Genomic DNA, 20186 nt, shown 5'->3' on the forward strand with positions numbered 1-20186 from the left:
ATAGTTCCAAAGAGTAGAAAGGAAAAAACCAAACATTTCTTCATTTTATGAATATGTTAACAGTTTAATTTTGAACTGGATAAGTTTTGCGTTTATATATTTCGTTAAATTTTATCATTGTGATAATAATATATATGACGAAGTTGAAACCTAAAAAACCAGTATAAGGCTAATAACACTAGTCTTTTTAATTCACAAAGTAAACAGATGTTGACTTTGTTTCGCACTCATGTTGATTATTATAACTCTCTATAATATGCTAAGTTGTTACTATTTACTAAAATTGTAAAAGATATACCATTAGCAATCTGATATGTGTATCATTTTTTTGCAGATATCTTGCTTATAAGTAGAAATTATACTATAAAATAATTATTCGGTTCTACAGCACTAATATAGCAATTCATCTATGTGCGCTCTTATCTTCATGCTGGGGCCTGACATCCTGCCAAGATAATAGTTCCATATCTGAATTTCTTTATTGAAATAGCCGTTGAATACGGCGAATTAAATCTGATACCGGCATGTAGGTCACTGCTCAGATCAGCACATTCAGCAAACTAATCGCCATTGTACCTGTTGAGGCAGTGGCTCATTCGGAGGGCAACTGGATGTATCTGTAAATAAAACGAATGGTAAAGATGATAAAATCCTATTTATCAAGACAAAGGTGATAACTACGTGCGCAATTAGATTATATAGATTACACCATTAGATACTGTCCGCCTAATGTATATTTAGCGACAAAAGGACATTATTATAGCTTAAACGGCCGTGGAGCAAAGGGGCAAAAGATGAAAGGACTCGAACGCAGATTACTCGAAAAACAGATCAATCCAACTGCTATGCGGTTAGTGGTATTAGATCATTTAGTCAAACAAACCAATGCGGTTAGTTTAACTGATATTGAGTTGGGCATGGAAAAAACAGACCGGGTAACTTTGTACCGCAGCATCAGGACATTTGAAGAACATGGCCTGGTTCACCGAATAGAAGATGGAACAGGTGTTACCAAATTTGCGCTTTGCCAACCTGACTGTACTATTGACGGGCACCATGACCTACATGTGCATTTCTACTGTATCAATTGCCAGGAAACTCATTGCCTGCCGAAAACACAGATACCGGAAGTCAAATTACCGGGTGGATACGAACGGCAGGAAACAAGCTTGCTGGTGAAAGGCTTATGTTCAGCATGTAAGAAATAAATGCACTACGATTGCAGTTGTTCCTTGCCTAAATTTGAAGGAATTAAAAATGAGTGAAACAAAATTTAAAGGGTTTGATGATCAGTTAACAGATTTGCGCCCTGAAGTAAAAGAAAAGGCACTCGAACTGGCTGCCGGTTATCTTGATGATGGAACCGATCCGGGAGTCGCTTTAAAAAAAGCAATTGCGGAAGCGGAGCTATGGTTTTTAGATTCAGAAGGATAATTGAGTTACAAAAAATTATGAAAGAGATTAAAAATAAGCAGACACCAATAGTAACGGCTCATCCTGATGCGCCCGCTAAAAAAGACAGTCCGCAGGTGAATATCATTAAGGATCAGGATCGTGAGCTGAAATCTGATGAGAGCCAAGATGACGAAGAAGTTCTTGATCTGAACAAACCCGCTGAAGAAGAAGGCTGGCAAAGCCATTGGCCCCTGCTTACCGCATTAGCGATATTACTGGTCATGCTTACGCTGGAATTTGGTTTTAAATATCAGCCACCTTTTCCTTTCAATCTGATCATATTTTCAGTGGCATTCTTACTGGCTGGATATAATGTTTTAGGAATGGCCTGGCGTAAAGCCAAACACTTTGATTTTTTTAATGAGTTCTTTTTGATGAGTGTCGCCACATTGGGTGCATTCAGTATCGGCTCTTACAGTGAGGGGGTGGCAGTAATGGTGTTTTATTCTATTGGGGAATGGTTCCAGGATGCAGCGGTAAACAAAGCCAAAAAAAGCATTAAAGCCTTATTGGATATCAGGCCGGATAAAGCAACTGTAATACGGGATGGCAAAGCATTGATAAGCAACCCGAAAGAAATCAAAATTGATGAGATCATACAGGTTAAATCCGGTGAAAAGGTTGCGTTGGATGGCGAACTTTATTCAGATGCCGCCATTTTTAATACGGCTGCCCTGACCGGGGAAAGTAAACCCGATACCAAAAGGAAAGGCGAAACAGTTTTGGCCGGGATGATCAACCTGGATAAGGTGTCGGAGGTTCAGGTTAAATCACTTTTTAAAGATAGTAAGCTAAGTAAGATATTGGAAATGGTGCAGGATGCTACCGCCCGAAAATCACAAACACAGCTTTTTATCAGTCGTTTTGCTAAGATCTATACGCCTATAGTATTCGCGCTGGCACTATTGGTTTGCTTTGCGCCTTATTTTTTTACAGACCCTTATAATTTCCACCAATGGTTTTACCGGGCATTAGTATTCCTGGTGATCAGCTGCCCTTGCGCATTAGTCGTATCTATTCCATTGGGTTATTTTGGTGGCATAGGCCTGGCCTCCCGTAACGGTATCCTTTTTAAAGGTTCAAATTTCTTAGATGTGATGACCACCATTAATACGGTTATTATGGATAAAACGGGTACGCTGACCAAAGGTGTTTTTAATGTTCAGGAAGTGGTCACCGATGGCTTTGACCAAAAAGAACTGGTCAGGATCACTGCGGCTATCGAAAGTAATTCTACCCACCCAATTGCCAAAGCGGTAGTCGCCTATGCAGGTAAGGCTTTAGGTGAGCTAAAAGCTAAAGATGTTGAAGAAATATCCGGGCATGGTTTAAAAGGAACGATTGATGGTAAAACTGTTTTAGCGGGTAACAGTAAATTGCTTAAAAAATTCAATATCGCTTACCCGCCGGAAGTAGATCAACTGGTTGATACGGTGGTTGTGGTTGCCATCGATGAAAAGTATGCCGGTTATCTGACCATAGCTGATGAAATAAAAGAAGATGCCAAACAGGCGATTGAGCAGATGCACAGCTTAAAAATTCAAACAGTAATGTTATCAGGGGATAAACAAGCTGTTGTGGATAAGGTGGCTAAATTATTAGGGCTTGATAAAGCCTTTGGCGACTTGTTGCCGGACGGAAAAGTACAGAAAGTACAGGAATACAAGAACGCCGGCAGCCGGATAGCTTTTGTAGGTGATGGTGTAAATGACGCGCCGGTAGTGGCATTGGCTGATGCCGGGATTGCGATGGGAGGGTTGGGCAGCGATGCGACCATTGAAACGGCAGACATCGTTATTCAGAACGACCAGCCTTCTAAAATTACCGCCGCTATAAAAATCGGACGAATTACTAAACGGATCGTGTGGCAGAACATCACTATCGCCATGGTAGTTAAAGTCATTGTTTTGATTCTTGGCGCAGGCGGGGTAGCTAATTTATGGGAAGCGGTTATTGCTGACGTAGGAGTTGCGCTACTGGCGATCCTGAATGCGGTGAGAATACAGAAAATGAAGTTGGAATAGATCACGCATATAACTAAGTAACATCATAACCTCGACGCTAAAGACTGTTTTCTCACCGTACAAATTTTAATTCCTTTAATAGTTAAATATAAATATTCTTATGCAAACTTAAAAAGTCAATAAAACTTGATCTATTCTGTTGCATTAAACGTTAATGTTTTTGTGACTAAATTAGTAGATATAAACAGACGCATACTTTGAGGTTTGCAACTTGATTGATTGTTTTGACTAAGTTATAATATGCAATATGCGAAGTTGTTACAACTAATCAAAGTGTTATATATTTACATCAGCAATCGGATGGATCTGATGATGCTTAACATGAATTTTGCTATAAAAGTGGAATTTGTATTTATAGATTTAGTTGTGTAGTTTTGCCAATAATGAAATTTTGGAGTTTATTTATGTGCGCTGTTATACTTGTGCTGGGGCTCATGCCCTGCAAAGACAGTAATGCCGCGTCTAAAACGCTCACAAAAGTAGCCGTCGATCAAGGCCACCGGGGGGCTAACCCGGTTCAGGATCATTGTTCCCCGTTTTGTCAGTGTTCATGTTGTAATACGCCAACACTAACCGTTATAAGACCCCTATTATTTTCAATACCCGTAGAGGTGTTAAAGTTCTATCCGGAACTGCCTACATCAAAGATCAAAAACAGGAGTATAGTTATTTGGCAACCTCCCAAATTATTTTCCTAAGATTTCTCTTCTCTCTCATGCTAAACGCATGAAAATTTCTATTTAATAATTTATTCATCAGGTATGGCTCGAAAAAAGAGAGCACTGCCAAACAAGCACCGTGTGGTTTACTATGGAAAAAAAATCCAGCCTAAACCAAAATGGATGCGCGTTATCAGAATTATTTCACTGGTCATTATTGTGATCGTAATGATTCTGGCGATGATTGGCATTGCCATGAAATATTACCATATGGTAACTAAGCACTAAATTCACATGTTAAATAAAATAATCAATTTTTCCATCAATAATAAGCTGGTCATTGGGCTATTTACGCTCGCTCTGATCGCTTGGGGAATTTATTCTTTGAATAAATTGCCTATAGATGCCGTTCCCGATATTACTAACAATCAGGTACAGGTAATCACGCTCAGCCCGTCCCTTGCCACGCAGGAAGTGGAAAGACTTATCTCCTACCCGGTAGAGCAAACGATGGCTACCATTCCCGAGATAGAGCAAGTACGTTCACTATCCCGTTTCGGCCTTTCGGTGGTTACTATCGTTTTTCACGATAAGGTCGACATTTATTGGGCACGGCAGCAGGTTAACGAAAAGCTGTCCGAAGCAAAAAATAATATTCCGGCTGGTCTTGGTAACCCCGAAATCTCGCCCATATCAACAGGTCTCGGTGAGATCTATCAATACGTAATTCACGCTAAACCCGGTTTTGAAAAGAAGTATGATGCCCGCGAATTACGGAGTATCCAGGACTGGATCGTTCGCAGGCAATTGCTTGGCACCCCAGGGATCGCCGAAGTCAACAGTTTTGGAGGGTTACTTAAGCAATATGAGATCGCCCTTGACCCGGACAAGCTACGCAGTTTAAATTTAAGTATCAGCGATGTATTTAATGCACTGGAACAAAATAACCAAAATACCGGCGGAGCCTATATCGATAAAAAGCCGAATGCCTATTTTATTCGCAGTGAAGGTCTGGTCGGTACCGTTGATGATATCAACAAGATCGTAGTCAAGAACAACGCAAATGGTTTACCCGTACTCATTAGGAATATCGCAAACGTAGGGATCAGCAATTCCATACGCTATGGTGCTTTAACCCGTTCGACGACGAATAGTGAAGGCGAAGCTGTCGGCGGCATTGTAATGATGCTCAAAGGCGCCAATGCTAACAATGTCGTTAAGCTGGTAAAAGAAAAGATCACACGTATTAACAAAACACTACCTGAGGGGGTGACTGTAGAGCCGTTCCTTGACCGCAGCGCGTTAGTCGACAGGGCAATCGGCACCGTCGCTAAAAACCTCATCGAGGGTGCACTTATTGTAATTTTCGTACTGGTATTGTTCCTCGGGAACATCAGGGCAGGTCTTGTCGTTGCCTCCGTTATACCGCTGGCAATGCTTTTTGCTATTTGCCTGATGAACGTTTTCGGCGTTTCAGGTAATCTTATGAGTCTAGGTGCGATCGATTTCGGCCTTATAGTCGATGGTGCCGTTATTATCGTGGAAGCGACCATGCATGTGCTAGCGGTCAATAATCCAGGACGTCCCTTTACGCAAAAGGAGATGAACGAGCAGGTCGAGCAGTCTGCCGGAAGAATGATGAGCGCTGCTGCGTTTGGTCAGATCATTATCCTGATCGTTTATCTCCCTATCCTGGCCCTTGTCGGAATCGAAGGCAAAATGTTCGGCCCTATGGCACAAACGGTATCTTTTGCCATACTTGGAGCATTCTTACTGTCGCTAACTTATGTACCTATGGTTTCTTCACTGGCCTTAAGTAAGAACCAAAGTCATAAAAAGAATTTTTCTGACAGGATGATGGATGCGATCCACCGCCGTTATTTGCCGCTGATCAAAGGCGCACTGAATAAACGGCTGATCGTCGTAGGTAGTTCAGTTGCTTTGCTTGTTGTCAGCATATTCGTCTTTACCCGTATGGGAGGTGAATTTATCCCGACACTGGAAGAAGGTGACTTTGCGGTGGAAACCCGCCTGCTCACCGGCAGTTCCCTTTCGCAAACCATCGATAAAGTCAATCAGGCCTCTCAAATCCTCGTGAAGAAGTTTCCCGAAGTTAAAGAGGTTATCGGTAAAATCGGCGCAGCGGAGATTCCGACCGATCCGATGCCTATGGATGCCTGCGATCTCACGGTCATCCTGAAGGACAAAAAGGAATGGACCACGACGCACAGCCGCGAAGAATTGGCTAATCTTATGGCAGAAGCATTAGAGGAAGTTCCGGGTGTGACATTCGGTTTTTCACAACCTATCCAGCTACGCTCTAATGAACTCATCTCGGGTGTGCGGCAGGATATCGGAATCAAAATATTCGGAGATGATCTCGACGAACTCACTGATCTTTCTAAAAAAATCGGCAAGATCGTTAGTTCAGTACAGGGAGCGAAAGACGTTTACCTGGAACAGGCTACCGGCTTACCGCAAATTGTGGTCAAGATCAACCGGGACAAGGTAGCCCAGTACGGCCTAAGCATTGGTACGGTTAACCAGGCGCTTAATTCCGCGTTTGCCGGTCAATCGGCGGGTTTGGTCTATGAGGGTGAGAAACGTTATGATATGGTGGTCCGCCTTTCTCTGGCCAATCGCCAGGGAATCAATGATGTCAAAAATCTCTACGTGACCGCACCAAACGGTAACCAGGTGCCGATGGAACAATTGGCTGATGTATCTTTCCAGATCGGACCCAACCAGATCCAGCGCGAAGATACCAAACGGCGCATTATCGTCGGGCTTAACGTACGTGGCCGGGATATCCAAAGTGTGGTTACCGAGATTCAACAGAAGATAGACCAGCAGATCAAACTGCCTGCAGGGTACTATATTACTTACGGCGGACAGTTCGAGAACTTAAAAGAAGCAACCAAGCGCCTTTCAGTAGCGGTACCGGTGGCTTTGTTGCTCATTATTTTACTGCTTTATTTTTCTTTTGGTTCATTTAACCAGTCTATACTTATTTTCTCTGCCATACCTATGGCCGCCATCGGTGGTGTCTTCGCCCTGCTTATACGGGGAATGCCGTTCAGTATTTCCGCTGGCGTCGGTTTTATCGCATTATTCGGTGTAGCGGTGCTGAATGGTATCGTTCTGATCACCGAATTTAACCGTTTGAAAAAATCAGGCAAAAAAGATCTGAAGGCAATCGTCCTGGAGGGTACTGAAGTACGCCTCAGGCCTGTATTAATGACTGCAACCGTGGCTTCGCTCGGGTTCCTGCCGATGGCGATCTCCACTGCGGCCGGTGCCGAAGTACAGAAACCACTGGCTACTGTTGTGATAGGCGGACTCATCACTTCTACTATTCTAACTTTAATTGTTTTACCTGTGTTATATACCTATTTCGAAAAATGGCGGGAGACCAAAAAGGTTAAGGCTGTGCCGGTTGCCGTTATCGCCCTGCTGGTTTTATTCGGGTTACCTGCTAAAGCCCAGACTGTTCCAACTCAGCCATTGAGTATCCAGCAGGCGATCAGTACAGCCGTTGCGAACAATCAAAATGTGCAATCATCACGCCTCCAGATTACCCAACAGCAAGCCCTGAGAGGTAGTGCTACAGAACTGGGCAAAACTGATTTCAGTATCCAATATGGCCAGATCAATAGCATAAAAAGGGATAATAATATCAGCATTCAGCAGAATATTCCATTCCCGGGCTTGTACAAAAATCAGCGCGAGGTTTACAATGCCCGGATTGGCGCAGCGGAGATCGGCCTGAACGTTACAAAAAATCAGCTTACGTATGAGGTCAGACAGGCCTATACACAGCTCACCTATTTTGTCGCCCTGCAAAAGCTGTACTTCACTCAGGATTCCATTTACAGTGCCTTTCTAAAGGCAGCCGGGCTTCGTTATAAGACCGGCGAAACAAACCTGCTTGAAAAGACCACTGCGGAAACACAATATAATGAGGTCAAAAATCAGATGATGAAAAACCAGTCTGATATTTTAGCGGCAAAATCGGAGCTCAAACGTTTGCTTAACACTGCAGATAGTGTGACCGTAATGCCGGGACAATTTGTTAAAACAACGGAGGTCGTTCCTTTTTCGGACAGCAGTATTGTGAGAAACCCGTTGCTGGCCTACCAAAAACAGCAGATCGTGATCGCTGATAAAAATATCCGTTTGGAAAAATCACGCTCCGGGCCTGATTTTACGGTAGGCTATTTCAACCAGTCCCTGATCGGTATACAGAATATTAATGGGCAAGACCGTAGCTTTTCAGGCTCGAACCGCTTCCAAGGAATACAGGCCGGTATTTCAGTACCCTTGTTTTTCAAACCTTACGCGGCACGGATAAAGGCAGCGAAGATTGACAAACAGGTTTCCGAATCCCAGTATAACCTTTACCAGGTCAATCTGCAAAGCCAGTATCAGCAAGCCTATCAGGATGTGTTGAAGAACGCGCGAAGCATCGAATATTATGAACAGAGCGCGCTGCCAAATACCAACCTTATCCTGAAACAAGGTCAGATCGCGTTTCAGAGCGGAGATATCGGCTATATCGAATTCGCCCAGGCGCTCCGTACTTATTCTGAGATCAGGTTCAATTACCTGCAGGCTATTAATCAATACAATCAATCTGTTTACACGCTCCAATACCTTATCGGTTTATAATTAAGCATATGAAATTTACCATTCAATCCATAGGAAAACTGGCTGTTACTATAGCCCTCCCATTCTTCATCAGTTCTTGCGGCAGCAAGCCGGCGGAAAATTCTACTGCCGAGGCCAAGCCGGATACGGCCCATCAAGAAGATAAAAATACCGTAGAAGTGACCGCCGCCCAATACAAGGCGATCGGTATTAGTTTAGGTTCAGCAGAACCTAAAAACCTTGCCGGACTACTGAAAGTTAATGGCTTTATCGATGTTCCGCCACAGAACCTGGTCAGCATTACCACACAGATGGGTGGGATCGTCAAATCCACGCCATTATTGCAGGGCAGCAGTGTGAGCAAAGGCGAAGTGATTGCCGTCCTGCAAAACCAGGACTACGTACAATTGCAACAAGACTACCTGGAGAGCAAGAGTCAATTGGAGCTAAGTGATACAGAATACAAAAGGCAACAGGAACTGTCTCAGCAAAATGTCAATTCTCAAAAGGTTTTGCAACAATCCAAAGCGCAGTACCAGACGATGCTGGCAAGGGAAAATGCGCTGAAGCAGCGCCTCCGGCTGATCAATATCAGCCCGGAGAGCTTGACGGCAGGGAACATCCGAAGTTCCATCAATATCTACGCGCCGATCAGCGGCTATGTAACGAAGGTTAATGTGAATAGCGGCAAGTTTGTTAATCCCAATGATGTTATGTTCGAGATCGTAAACAGTTCCAACCTGCATGTTGAACTTAATGTTTTCGAAAAAGATGCAGAAAAAGTTAAACCGGGACAAAAGGTTCGCTTTAACCTCTCTAACGATTCGACAGACCGCATAGCGGTTGTTCAGCTTGTGGGCCGCGAGATCAATACGGATAAAACGGTTACGGTGCACGCTATTGCCAAGGGCAGCATCAAATTTATTCCTGGAACCTATTTGAAAGCCTATATCGAAACCGGGACGAGCCAAGTCACCGCGGTGCCGGAAACGGCTATCGTCGATTTTCAGGGTAAAAAATATGTTTTTGTACACACGGAGGTAAAACAAAGCAATGCCCACCAGCATGAAAAAGATGAACCGGAAAGTATAAAAGAAGCAGCCGGGGAATCATTTCATTTTGAAATGGTTGAAGTGACAACTGGCATATCCGATGGTGGATTTACTGAGGTGCAATTATCTAAAGACCAGTCTTTGAAAGGAAGGATCGTATTGAAAGGCGCTTATGATCTGCTATCCAAAATGAAAAACAGCGAAGAAGAGTAGACCGTTATGATGGGCCTGTTTAAATATTTAATACCAAACGCTATGAAAAACAACAAAAATATGACATCGGCAGTAAAGGGAGAACCAGTAAAGAAAACAGCAGGTTCATCTTCAGACGGCATAAAAAAAGGCAAATCTGAAGCGAAAAATGCGCCCAAAGACGGGCATAACCACAAAGAGGAAGATGACCACGATGAAGAAGAAGGCCATGAGCATGGCGGAATTTTCGGAAAAAATACTGAAATGATCTTCGCGGCTATCTGCGGTGCAGCACTTGGGGCGGGCTGGGGTCTTACATTCGTCCCCGGCCTGCCTTCCTGGGTAAGCCTGTCCCTCTATATCATAGCCTATTTCTTTGGGGGATTCTTTACGGCCAGAGAAGCGGTGCAGACTATTCTTAAGGGTGGTTTCGAGATCGATTTTCTGATGCTTGTGGCAGCGATCGGTGCTGCTATCTTAGGTTCCTGGGCGGAAGGCGCGTTATTGTTGTTCCTGTTCAGCCTGGGGCATTCCCTGGAACATTACGCAATGGCCAAAGCACGTAAATCTATTGCGGCGCTTACAAGTCTCGCGCCACCGACAGCTTTGGTTTCTCGTAATGGCAAACAGGAAGAGATCCGTATCGAGGAATTAGTCCTGGGCGATATCATTATCATTAAACCTAACAGCAAAATACCGGCAGATGGCGTAGTCGTTAAAGGTGAAAGCAGTGTGAACCAGGCACCGATCACGGGCGAAAGTGTACCCGTTGATAAATCCCCTGTGCCTGATGCCGCTAAAGATTATAGCAAGGAGGCCAGCATCAAACCGCAATACAGGGTCTTTGCCGGAACCATCAACGGCGCTGCTGCATTAGAAGTAAAGGTGATCAAAGAGGCTAAGGACTCTACCATATCACGGCTTGTCAAAATGGTGAATGAGGCGGAAAAGCAAAAATCACCGACACAGTTGTTCACTGATAAGTTCGAAAAGTTCTTCGTGCCGACGGTACTTATCCTGGTTACAGCGCTTTGCTTCGCTTACCTGGTAATTGACGAACCTTTCAGTAAAAGCTTCTACCGCGCCATGTCGGTCCTGGTAGCGGCCAGTCCATGTGCCCTGGCCATCTCTACGCCGAGCGCCGTACTTGCTGGTGTAGCCAGAGCCGCCCGCGGCGGAGTGCTCATTAAGGGCGGTAGGCCTTTAGAGGATCTTGGTTCTCTGAATGCTATCGCATTCGACAAAACAGGAACATTAACCGAAGGAAAGCCACAACTGACTAACGCCATTCCTTTTGACAAGATCACCGAAGAAGAATTACTGACCCTCGCAGTGGCCGTCGAAAAACTGAGCGACCACCCGCTGGCGGAAGCTATCGTCAAAGGCGCGATGGAAAAGTTAAAGAATGCCAAGATTCCGGAAGCGCACAATGTCAAAGGAATCACCGGGCGTGGGGTCCAGGCCGAAGTTGGCGGCAAAAAGGTGCTCATTGGTAATAAAGCTTTATTTGAAAAAAGCATACCCGATGGGCTACTTAAACAGGTAGAGGACCTCGAAAAGCAGGGAAACACGACAATGCTGGTCAAAAGGGATAAAGATTTTATCGGCCTGCTGGCACTAATGGATGTGCCGCGCAAAGAGGCAAAGCATGTCCTTGCCGAATTAAGCGGTTTAGGTATCAAAAAAATGATCATGCTGACCGGTGATAACCAGCAGGTCGCGGATTCGGTTGCCAAACAGATCGGAATTACGGAAGCCTGGGGTGATCTGATGCCGGAAGACAAGGTAAAGGCCGTACAAAAATTGGATAGGTCGGAAAAAATGGTTGCCATGGTCGGCGACGGAGTGAATGATGCACCAGCTATGGCCAAAAGCACGGTTGGGATCGCAATGGGTGCGGCAGGTTCTGATGTTGCCCTGGAAACAGCAGATATTGCCCTGATGGGAGATAAACTGGAAAGCCTGCCATTCGCTATCGGGTTGAGCCGGAAAGCAAAGGGCATTATTAAACAGAATCTTTGGATCAGCCTGGGCGTAGTAGCTGCATTGATACCGCTTACCATTTTAGGCATCGCCTCGATCGGGCCGGCGGTGATCGCTCACGAAGGGTCAACCTTACTTGTGGTGTTCAATGCACTTCGCCTGTTGGCATATAATAATGACCAGAAGAACACAGCAAAGGCAAAAAGTCGAAAAGATGCTTAAAAAAGTAAAAAAATTCTTCGGCGCGTTAGGGCCGGGGATTGTAACAGGTGCAAGTGACGACGACCCGTCGGGTATCGCGACTTATTCACAGGCAGGTGCAAAATACGGTATCGCTACATTATGGACGGTGCTGATTACTTTCCCCTTGATGGCAGCCATCCAGGAAATGTGCGCCAGAATCGGCCTGATCACTTCCGCGGGGCTGACCACCACGCTGAAAAAGCACTATGGTAAACCGGTACTGTACCTGATGGTGCTCTTCAGCGTTCCTGCTATAATCCTGAATATCGGGGCGGACATCGCTGCGATGGGCGCGGTTGCTAATTTGCTGTTTCCATCGGTTCCGGCCATTTTTTTCAGTATACTCTTTACAGGCCTCCTGTTATTTTTTATTGTGTACCTGCCTTATCAAAAGTTAGCAGCAGTGCTGAAGTATTTATGCCTCACCTTGTTGTTATATATCGCTGTGCCGTTCTTTACTAAACCTGACTGGGGTATAGTCTTAAAGCAAACACTCATGCCGACGATCAAATGGGATAAGGATTTCATAGGCGTGTTGGTGGCGATATTAGGTACTACCATCTCCCCCTACCTGTTTTTCTGGCAGACCGCTATGGAAGCTGAAGATGTAAAAGCTGTTAAAAGGCAGATCATGATTAATAAAAGATTGTTGTCTGTTAGCGAGAGCTTTCCCGACAACGGCAAAAAACGCGAAAGCCGGCTGCTGGAACTTCTGATCCAAAAAATGAGCCTTGATGTCAATTTGGGTATGTTCCTTTCCAACCTGATCATGTTTTTTACCATACTTGCGACCGGTACCGCTTTATATAGCCACGGGATCAGGAATATTGATACGGTAGAGCAGGCGGCTAAAGCCCTGGAACCTGTTGCCGGAAAATTCTCCTACTTGCTGTTTGCCTTGGGGATTATTGGAACGGGATTCTTAGCCATCCCTGTATTAAGCGGCTCCTTGTCCTATATCGTAACAGAAACCTTCGGCCTGAAAGGTAACCTGGATAAGAAATTTCGCAAGGCGAAAGCCTTTTACATTATTCTAATTGTTTCAGTATTACTTGGACTAAGCATCAATTATTTCGGGATCAACCCAGTTGATGCACTACTATATACCGCTATCCTGTATGGAATAACCTGTCCAGTTATCATTGCGATAGTATTACATATCGCCAATAATAAAAAGATTATGGGTGATTATACCAATAAATGGTTATCGAATATCCTAGGCGGTCTCTGTTTGCTGGTTATGACAGCCGGTTCGGTGTTCCTGCTCTACCTGCAATTCTTTTCCAAATGAAAAATATGGAACCACTGGATATAATGTTCCCTATCTTGGTAGTAGCCTTGGTCTTCATGGGTATTTTCACCCTTTTCTTGCTATCAAACAACAATTTAATGGCAAGTATAGCAGGCCTTGATACGCAAATCGGAATGAGCATTAGTCACAGCCGGTTCAAACTAATGGATAAACTTGCCCCGCATTTGAGCAGTATTTATTTCTGGATACCATTTTATTGTACAGTCCTCCTGGTGCTGGCTGGATTAGAGCGGGTAAAATTTCTTAGGATATGTTCAGCTTTAACGGCCTGTCTGCTCGCACTGGTATTATTAATTTCAGGGTTTAACGGGTTGGCAGCTTATTCCCCTTTGGCATGGTGCCGTGTAGCTGAACACGATTATGTCAGAGCCGCGGCTACCGGCAAATGTTTTTCGATATCAACCAGTGCTGCGGTCGCATTTGGCCTGGCTGTGTTCTCCATTCTTTATTTAGGGAAACGATATAACCTTCTAAAAGTCGCCTTAATGGTGTGGGCGCTGCTCGTTATTTACGGGCAGGTTTATCAAGGTCTTTATTATCCAGGTACTTTATTATTAAGCATGGTTGCAGGAACGTTTATCGCTGTGGGGTGCAATGCAATATTTAAACGCCTTTTTATAAAACTATACGAATAGTTATGAATGCTGGAAAAGAAATACTTTTTGCCCTGATCCCGGTAGTTATGTTAACTGTCGGGGGAATTATCGCCCTTATTCGGCCGCCTGCTGCCGCCTTAAAAAGTGTGATTCTTCACTTTGCTGCGGGCGTCGTGTTTTCTGTTGTGGCCGTTGAACTTTTGCCGGATATGATCAAAATACACGATCCAAAGTCTATCGTCATCGGATTTACCATGGGTATAACGGCGATGCTTTTAATCAAACATTTTACAGAGAAGCTGGCGAAGAAGGAGAGCAATGCACAAGAAAGCAAAGCACTTCCCTGGGGAATTATGACCGCCATCGGGATTGACCTCTTACTGGATGGCATCCTAATGGGTATCGGCTTTGCGGCAGGAGCGAAAGAAGGTGTCTTATTGGCACTGGCGCTTGCGCTGGAATGTTTTTCTCTCGGTATGGCTACAGTAACCACATTGCTGGGTTCTTCTTTATCGAAGAAAACGGTCATTTTTATTTTATTAGGATTAAGCGGACTGTTTATCATCGGTGCTGTGATCGGCTTGATGCTATTGCATGGGGCCGGAGACAAAGTATTGGAACTGATCCTGTCCTTTGGTTCGGCTGCACTTTTATTCCTGGTTACCGAAGAACTGCTGGTTGAAGCACACGAGGAAAAAGATTCTCCATTTTATACCGCTGCTTTTTTCGGCGGTTTTTTGATTTTTATTATTCTGGGCATGGTTATTTAACCTTAAGGAATTTCAATATATAGCATGAAAACCGAAAAAAAATTTAATATCAACCGCCTGGACGCGCATCACAAGCTCTATGTTTCCCTGGGCTTGGCGGCAGTTTGCTTTTTTGCTACACTTGGCCGTTTCTCCGGATCGGTACATTTCATGGTGACTTGGCTAACCTATGCTGCCACTTCCTTAACCTTATCGGGTTTGACTATATTTAACATTCATCCTGCGGAAGTACATCAAGAAGCACATGCACAGGATTCCAGCCGAACCATCGTTTTTGTGTTTGCGGTATTTGCTTCGTTAGCCAGTCTTCTCGCGATATTGCTGCTATTACGGACTACAGGAACAGGTAATAATACCCAACAACTCACCCTTCATGTCCTCCTTTCGTTGGCTTGCGTCGTCAGTTCCTGGGTACTGGTACACACCATTTTTACTTTCCGCTATGCGCATTTTTATTACTGTGATATTGATAAAGATGCCGACGGTAAAAATCCTAAACCCGGCGGCTTGCAATTTCCAGAGGAAAACAAGCCGGATTATCTGGATTTTAGCTATTTTTCTTTCGTGATCGGCATGACGTTCCAGGTTTCAGATGTGCAGATTACCTCTAAAAGGATCAGGCGCCTTGCCCTGATGCACGGCTTACTATCCTTTACTTTCAATACCGTCATTGTTGCATTAAGTATTAATGTGGTTGCCGGTTTAATGCAAAAATAGAATGAATGGTATCACTTAAAATAACAGCTATGGTTTGGAATAATGAGCACTATCCCTTTGAAATGAATGACCTGGAACCACAGGTCCGGGAAAAGGCGATCGAGATCGCTAACAAACTGAAAGAAGAGCGTACGGTATCTGAGTTGTCAATTGTGCCGGAAGCTATAAAGCTGGCACAGGAATGGTACTTAAATATGGAGGGCTGAGAAATGAATATTACGTTTAATCAAACCTTCGGTGAAGGGCTGAACAATTATTTATTCGTTAAACAGACAGCAACTGATCATCGGACGACACAGTATTACAAACACCTGCACTATTACCTGTCGCTGGCTAAGAAATTAATGTCAGGACTTAATTCTTACGTGCTGATTCGGTATTCTCCGTTCTTGACGGAGGTATTGCCGGTCATATATACCACAGACTGGCATTACAATTTGCAGTCGGACGATTTTCAGGGATTAGGTACAGATCTTGGATTTAGTCTGTCCCATAGATTGAGTAACGGCAATGTCGTTAAGGAGCAAAGTGTATATTTTCCACTTAAAGACCTGCTGACGCTGCAAAGTTTTCCAGAAGATACTTTTGGGGATACATCGTCTTCTATCACGATATTTGCGCTTAAGTCCGGTTCAGAACAGGATCTGCATTCGTTTTTGGGAACGCAGCGAATCCCTTACTTACCGGAGCTTCTACTCGAAAGCGAACTTTTTATTCATATTCTCTGCGGCAAATGTTCCGGTTTTTATGATACGATATTGATCAAATCAGTGCAAAGTATTGCCCATAATATTAATGTTAACCGTAATGAATTTTAATGATGATGAATAATGAAAGCGAGTGGACAATCGTTTTAAAGCTGCTCCTGGCAGTAGCACTCGGCGGCGTTATTGGCCTGGACAGGGAAAAACATGGCCGGAGTGCAGGCATCAGGACCTATGCCGCCGTTTGTTTGGGTGCGGCTTTATTCACAGCTATTGGCGAGCATATGGGTGACCTCGCGGCAGCGTCCCGGATCATCGCCAATATTCTCGTTGGAATCGGATTTTTAGGCGCTGGCATTATTTACAAAAACGATTTCACCAATAGCTCCAGCGGATTAACAACAGCGGCAACTATCTGGTGCACGGCCGGGATAGGTGTGGCCGTTGGATTAAATATGCTGATCATTGCTTTCGTAGCAGCAGGCGCGCTTTATGCCCTGTTGGCATTGCACCATCAGTCATGGTACACCAGATGGAAGAAAAAAATGCAGGCCAAACACGGCGCTGAAAAAAATGATGAGGAATGATATGATGGAAAATGAGGAATTAATCATCGCGGAGATCCGTGAGCACCAGGAAACAGTGGCTAAACTGTATGAACCCGCATTAATGAACGCAATTACCGCGGCAGCAAGGTTGGTTACTGCTACAATTTCCGGCGGAAAAAAGATCCTGATATTCGGTAATGGCGGATCAGCAAGCGATGCCCAGCATATTGCGGCGGAGTTTACGGGGCGCTATATAAAAGAGCGAAGAGGCCTACCCGCAATTGCCTTGACAACGGACACTTCAGCACTCACAGCGATCAGTAACGACTATGGCTTTTCAATGGTATTCGCACGTCAGGTAGAAGCATTATCCCACCCGGGAGACCTGGTTATCGGCATATCAACCAGCGGGAACAGTGAAAATGTCCTGCGAGGCCTGGAAATGGCAAAAAATATCCAATGCCACACCCTGGGATTTTCCGGAAATGAGGGTGGGAAAATGGACGAATTTTCCGATGTTTTGTTAAATGTCAATTGCCGGACGACAGCCCGCATACAGGAAATGCATATTTTGCTCGGCCATATTCTTTGTAGCGCGGTCGACAGATTATACTAATAAACACTGATATGGATATAGTGATCATGATAGCGCAGTTCATACTGGGCATTTCTATACTGGTAACAGTCCATGAACTGGGGCACTTTATTGCCGCCAGGGCATTCGGTATTCGTGTTGAAAAATTTTATTTGTTCTTTGATGCCTGGGGTTTGAGCCTGTTTAAATTTAAAAGAAATGGAACCGAATACGGTATAGGCTGGTTACCCTTGGGTGGCTACCTGCAAATGGCTGGTATGCATGAGGTTGACGATGATTTGGACAGCAACGTCCCGAATGGGGACATCGCGTCATTCCGTACAAAACCTGCCTGGCAACGGCTGATCGTTATGTCCGGAGGCATAATCTTAAACCTGCTGCTGGCGGTGCTGATTTTCTCCGTGCAAATGGCGATATACGGCAAAAATTATATAACCAAACTAAAAGCAGATTATGAAATATTGCCCGGCGAGATCGGTTTAAAAGCCGGATTATTGCCGGGTGATAAGATAATTGCGCTTAACGGGGACTCTGTCTTTTACCAGGATGAATTATTGAGTACACGTATCCTGAAAGGCAACACGATACTGACGGTGGTTAGGACCAAAGCCAACGAAAAGGTGCATATGCATCTCAAAATCTCTCCGGAGATCATGCGCCTGCTGGCGGATAAGGCACCGACCGAATTCTTCAGGTTGGGCACGATCTTTAAATTCGATTCTATTTATACCAACAGTGACCTCAAAACTGCCGGGATCCAGAAAAACGATCGTGTGACTGCACTTGATGGAAAGCCGGTGAATTTCTATGAGGATTTTCTGGTAAGATTACAAAAAAACAAAAAAAAACAAATTCAATTGACCATTATCCACGATGGAAAAACAAGCCAGGTAATAGCCCACAAGGATAAAGACGGGCACATCGGCTTTTCATTGCAGGCCATCCACCCTCAAATTAAGCCCGTGGAGATCAGTGTCCCGCAGACCTTGTCATATGGTGCCGAACGTACATGGTCGGCGTTTTCAGATAATGCCAAAGGACTAAACGATATCATGAGCGGCAGGGTAAAAGTTGCCGACGCGGTAACCGGCCCAATAGGTATAGCTATGTTGTTCGGCGGAAGCTTTGATTGGCTCCGGTTCTGGCGGCTGATCGCCGTACTTTCTACGGCAATAGCATTTTTTAATTTGTTGCCGCTACCTGTGCTTGACGGTGGACAAGCTTTTTTTATAGGAGTCGAAGCGATCAGAGGAAAGCCGATCAGCACTACGATAACCGCTTACCTGCAGATCGGCGGGTTAGTCATTCTGGCACTGCTGGCAATTTATGTATGCTTTATAGATATAATGAGACTTGTTAATATATAATAAATGAAAATCATCATCATAGCTTTATTGATTTACGGCAGTTTGGGCGTAACCCATGGTGTTCAAGGCCATTCAATTCCTTTAAAAAGTAATAACTTTCAGTCAGTCGATTCCTCCCTGAGCAAATTGCTCAGCGCGCGCGTTGCTAAATTCAAAGCGATCCCAGTGGAAAGCGGTACGGACAATTACTACATTAAGCTCATGCTGGCTTTGTACGATGGAGCAAACGACATGGTAAAATTCCAAATAAGGAATGGGCAGTCAAACAGCCTTTCACAACAATCGGCATTGTTTCAGCGATTTCATAGCCAAATGAGTAACCGCTTTGTCGGATTTATGTCGGTTAGATCCAAAGAAACAACTGTAGACGCACGCTTTAAATTAACAGTTGATGCCGCTTTACAGCATTTCAGCAGGTTCAACCACCAGCCAAACATCAAATCCGGCAATCCATTGGCAGCTGTCCTAATTGAATTCTATGAAAACATGGACCAGATCAGTGTGGCTTTTGTATCAATGGGGCAAAGTGAGCAGTTGAAGGAACTGGCCTGGGACAGTATTAAAAAGCAAAATAAATTGATTGAACTTTTAAAACAAAGGTAAGGGGATGTTAGAAGTAGTGAAAAGATCAAAAATATTTGTCAGGGAATTTCTAACAACCAATCTACCGGCAGACATGCACTTTCACAATATTGGTCACGCGGAGGATGTAGCTTACGCTGTTAACCGGATTGGCTTGAACAGTTCGTTGCATGAAGGCGATCTGGATGTCCTGACCGTAGCGGCCTGGTTTCACGATACCGGTTATTGCTTTGAATACGAAGGGCACGAAAATTCCAGCATTGATATTGCAACTGGTTTTCTGAACAACGAAAATTGCGAACGATCTTTTATTGAAAAAGTATTGAGCTGCATTTGGTCGACCCGGTTTCCCCAAGAACCGAAAACTTTATTGGAGCAGATCATTTGCGATGCCGATCTCTATCATTTTTCAAAAAAAAATTATATCGATTATGCTCGGCATCTTCGAGCGGAATGGTCTTTAGTTTTGCATAAAACCTTTACAGATCGGGATTGGAATTTACAGAATCTCGATCTGTTGAGGAAACACCAGTTTCATACAGATTATGGACGGCAAATTCTGGAGAGAAGAAAACAGGTAAACATCAAAACACTGAGTTCCGCGATTGTTAAAAAGGACATTGGTTAATAGCTTATTATATAAGTATTACATCGTGAGTCATAATTTGATTTTTGAAAAGAAGCATTTTTATATAAATATTTTTTTTCAAGCATTTAATTAGGTATTGTATTTACGTTTC

General features: G+C 44.1%; 19 protein-coding genes. All 19 read left to right on the plus strand.

Going from position 1 to position 20186, the window contains the following annotated elements; genetic code table 11:
* Window positions 1-794 precede the first annotated feature (794 nt).
* Window positions 795-1208, plus strand: coding sequence for a Fur family transcriptional regulator (locus WC743_RS10745; protein ID WP_373011978.1), 414 nt, complete (start codon window positions 795-797; stop codon window positions 1206-1208).
* 49 nt (window positions 1209-1257) lie between these two features.
* Window positions 1258-1434 (plus strand): hypothetical protein, encoded by a 177-nt coding sequence (locus WC743_RS10750; RefSeq protein ID WP_292945824.1) that lies wholly within the window; start codon window positions 1258-1260, stop codon window positions 1432-1434.
* 17 nt (window positions 1435-1451) lie between these two features.
* Window positions 1452-3479, plus strand: a complete 2028-nt coding sequence (locus WC743_RS10755; protein ID WP_373011979.1) for a heavy metal translocating P-type ATPase — start codon at window positions 1452-1454, stop codon at window positions 3477-3479.
* A 383-nt stretch (window positions 3480-3862) separates the two neighbouring features.
* Complete coding sequence (locus tag WC743_RS10760) at window positions 3863-4177, plus strand: DUF6660 family protein (protein WP_373011980.1); 315 nt, start codon at window positions 3863-3865, stop codon at window positions 4175-4177.
* 63 nt (window positions 4178-4240) lie between these two features.
* The gene (locus WC743_RS10765; RefSeq protein ID WP_373011981.1) at window positions 4241-4426 is read left to right on the plus strand and encodes a hypothetical protein; all 186 of its coding nucleotides are present in this window, start codon (window positions 4241-4243) and stop codon (window positions 4424-4426) included.
* A gap of 6 nt (window positions 4427-4432) precedes the next feature.
* Window positions 4433-8806, plus strand: a complete 4374-nt coding sequence (locus WC743_RS10770; protein ID WP_373011982.1) for a CusA/CzcA family heavy metal efflux RND transporter — start codon at window positions 4433-4435, stop codon at window positions 8804-8806.
* 8 nt (window positions 8807-8814) lie between these two features.
* On the plus strand, window positions 8815-10050 hold the full coding sequence (locus WC743_RS10775) for an efflux RND transporter periplasmic adaptor subunit (protein WP_373011983.1): 1236 nt from the start codon (window positions 8815-8817) through the stop codon (window positions 10048-10050).
* Window positions 10051-10092: 42 nt separating this feature from the next.
* Window positions 10093-12234 (plus strand): heavy metal translocating P-type ATPase, encoded by a 2142-nt coding sequence (locus tag WC743_RS10780; protein ID WP_373011984.1) that lies wholly within the window; start codon window positions 10093-10095, stop codon window positions 12232-12234.
* Entirely contained in the window at window positions 12188-13546 is a 1359-nt protein-coding gene (locus tag WC743_RS10785; RefSeq protein ID WP_292945812.1) for an Nramp family divalent metal transporter, read from the plus strand. The genes WC743_RS10780 and WC743_RS10785 overlap by 47 nt, the downstream gene beginning before the upstream one ends.
* Window positions 13543-14202, plus strand: coding sequence for a hypothetical protein (locus WC743_RS10790; protein ID WP_373011985.1), 660 nt, complete (start codon window positions 13543-13545; stop codon window positions 14200-14202). The genes WC743_RS10785 and WC743_RS10790 overlap by 4 nt, the downstream gene beginning before the upstream one ends.
* 2 nt (window positions 14203-14204) lie before the next feature.
* On the plus strand, window positions 14205-14933 hold the full coding sequence (locus tag WC743_RS10795; RefSeq protein ID WP_373011986.1) for a ZIP family metal transporter: 729 nt from the start codon (window positions 14205-14207) through the stop codon (window positions 14931-14933).
* 24 nt (window positions 14934-14957) lie between these two features.
* Window positions 14958-15650: a DUF1345 domain-containing protein gene (locus WC743_RS10800; RefSeq protein ID WP_292945806.1), complete on the plus strand. Its 693-nt coding sequence runs from the start codon at window positions 14958-14960 to the stop codon at window positions 15648-15650.
* 5 nt (window positions 15651-15655) lie between these two features.
* Window positions 15656-15856 (plus strand): hypothetical protein, encoded by a 201-nt coding sequence (locus WC743_RS10805; protein ID WP_292945777.1) that lies wholly within the window; start codon window positions 15656-15658, stop codon window positions 15854-15856.
* A gap of 3 nt (window positions 15857-15859) precedes the next feature.
* Window positions 15860-16468 carry a hypothetical protein gene (locus WC743_RS10810; protein WP_373011988.1) on the plus strand — a complete coding sequence of 203 codons (609 nt, stop codon included), beginning with the start codon at window positions 15860-15862 and terminating at the stop codon, window positions 16466-16468.
* Window positions 16468-16941, plus strand: a complete 474-nt coding sequence (locus WC743_RS10815; protein ID WP_373011989.1) for an MgtC/SapB family protein — start codon at window positions 16468-16470, stop codon at window positions 16939-16941. Before WC743_RS10810 ends, WC743_RS10815 begins: the two co-directional genes overlap by 1 nt.
* Window positions 16928-17518, plus strand: coding sequence for a D-sedoheptulose 7-phosphate isomerase (locus tag WC743_RS10820; RefSeq protein WP_373011990.1), 591 nt, complete (start codon window positions 16928-16930; stop codon window positions 17516-17518). The genes WC743_RS10815 and WC743_RS10820 overlap by 14 nt, the downstream gene beginning before the upstream one ends.
* Before the next feature lie 11 nt (window positions 17519-17529).
* Complete coding sequence (rseP, locus tag WC743_RS10825; RefSeq protein WP_373011991.1) at window positions 17530-18864, plus strand: RIP metalloprotease RseP; 1335 nt, start codon at window positions 17530-17532, stop codon at window positions 18862-18864.
* 3 nt (window positions 18865-18867) lie between these two features.
* Window positions 18868-19467: a hypothetical protein gene (locus tag WC743_RS10830; protein WP_373011992.1), complete on the plus strand. Its 600-nt coding sequence runs from the start codon at window positions 18868-18870 to the stop codon at window positions 19465-19467.
* Between the two features lie 4 nt (window positions 19468-19471).
* Complete coding sequence (locus tag WC743_RS10835; RefSeq protein ID WP_373011993.1) at window positions 19472-20074, plus strand: HD domain-containing protein; 603 nt, start codon at window positions 19472-19474, stop codon at window positions 20072-20074.
* Window positions 20075-20186 lie beyond the last annotated feature (112 nt).

This window comes from Mucilaginibacter sp., from assembly GCF_041660805.1.
Taxonomy (GTDB): Bacteria; Bacteroidota; Bacteroidia; order Sphingobacteriales; family Sphingobacteriaceae; genus Mucilaginibacter.

What these genes read in the sequence shown, in the direction of transcription:
- WC743_RS10745 (WP_373011978.1), top strand. Translation starts at nt 795, where the DNA reads ATGAAAGGACTCGAACGCAGATTACTCGAAAAACAGATCAATCCAACT.
- WC743_RS10750 (WP_292945824.1), top strand. Translation starts at nt 1,258, where the DNA reads ATGAGTGAAACAAAATTTAAAGGGTTTGATGATCAGTTAACAGATTTG.
- WC743_RS10755 (WP_373011979.1), top strand. Translation starts at nt 1,452, where the DNA reads ATGAAAGAGATTAAAAATAAGCAGACACCAATAGTAACGGCTCATCCT.
- WC743_RS10760 (WP_373011980.1), top strand. Translation starts at nt 3,863, where the DNA reads ATGAAATTTTGGAGTTTATTTATGTGCGCTGTTATACTTGTGCTGGGG.
- WC743_RS10765 (WP_373011981.1), top strand. Translation starts at nt 4,241, where the DNA reads ATGGCTCGAAAAAAGAGAGCACTGCCAAACAAGCACCGTGTGGTTTAC.
- WC743_RS10770 (WP_373011982.1), top strand. Translation starts at nt 4,433, where the DNA reads ATGTTAAATAAAATAATCAATTTTTCCATCAATAATAAGCTGGTCATT.
- WC743_RS10775 (WP_373011983.1), top strand. Translation starts at nt 8,815, where the DNA reads ATGAAATTTACCATTCAATCCATAGGAAAACTGGCTGTTACTATAGCC.
- WC743_RS10780 (WP_373011984.1), top strand. Translation starts at nt 10,093, where the DNA reads ATGAAAAACAACAAAAATATGACATCGGCAGTAAAGGGAGAACCAGTA.
- WC743_RS10785 (WP_292945812.1), top strand. Translation starts at nt 12,188, where the DNA reads ATGACCAGAAGAACACAGCAAAGGCAAAAAGTCGAAAAGATGCTTAAA.
- WC743_RS10790 (WP_373011985.1), top strand. Translation starts at nt 13,543, where the DNA reads ATGAAAAATATGGAACCACTGGATATAATGTTCCCTATCTTGGTAGTA.
- WC743_RS10795 (WP_373011986.1), top strand. Translation starts at nt 14,205, where the DNA reads ATGAATGCTGGAAAAGAAATACTTTTTGCCCTGATCCCGGTAGTTATG.
- WC743_RS10800 (WP_292945806.1), top strand. Translation starts at nt 14,958, where the DNA reads ATGAAAACCGAAAAAAAATTTAATATCAACCGCCTGGACGCGCATCAC.
- WC743_RS10805 (WP_292945777.1), top strand. Translation starts at nt 15,656, where the DNA reads ATGGTATCACTTAAAATAACAGCTATGGTTTGGAATAATGAGCACTAT.
- WC743_RS10810 (WP_373011988.1), top strand. Translation starts at nt 15,860, where the DNA reads ATGAATATTACGTTTAATCAAACCTTCGGTGAAGGGCTGAACAATTAT.
- WC743_RS10815 (WP_373011989.1), top strand. Translation starts at nt 16,468, where the DNA reads ATGATGATGAATAATGAAAGCGAGTGGACAATCGTTTTAAAGCTGCTC.
- WC743_RS10820 (WP_373011990.1), top strand. Translation starts at nt 16,928, where the DNA reads ATGATGAGGAATGATATGATGGAAAATGAGGAATTAATCATCGCGGAG.
- rseP (WP_373011991.1), top strand. Translation starts at nt 17,530, where the DNA reads ATGGATATAGTGATCATGATAGCGCAGTTCATACTGGGCATTTCTATA.
- WC743_RS10830 (WP_373011992.1), top strand. Translation starts at nt 18,868, where the DNA reads ATGAAAATCATCATCATAGCTTTATTGATTTACGGCAGTTTGGGCGTA.
- WC743_RS10835 (WP_373011993.1), top strand. Translation starts at nt 19,472, where the DNA reads ATGTTAGAAGTAGTGAAAAGATCAAAAATATTTGTCAGGGAATTTCTA.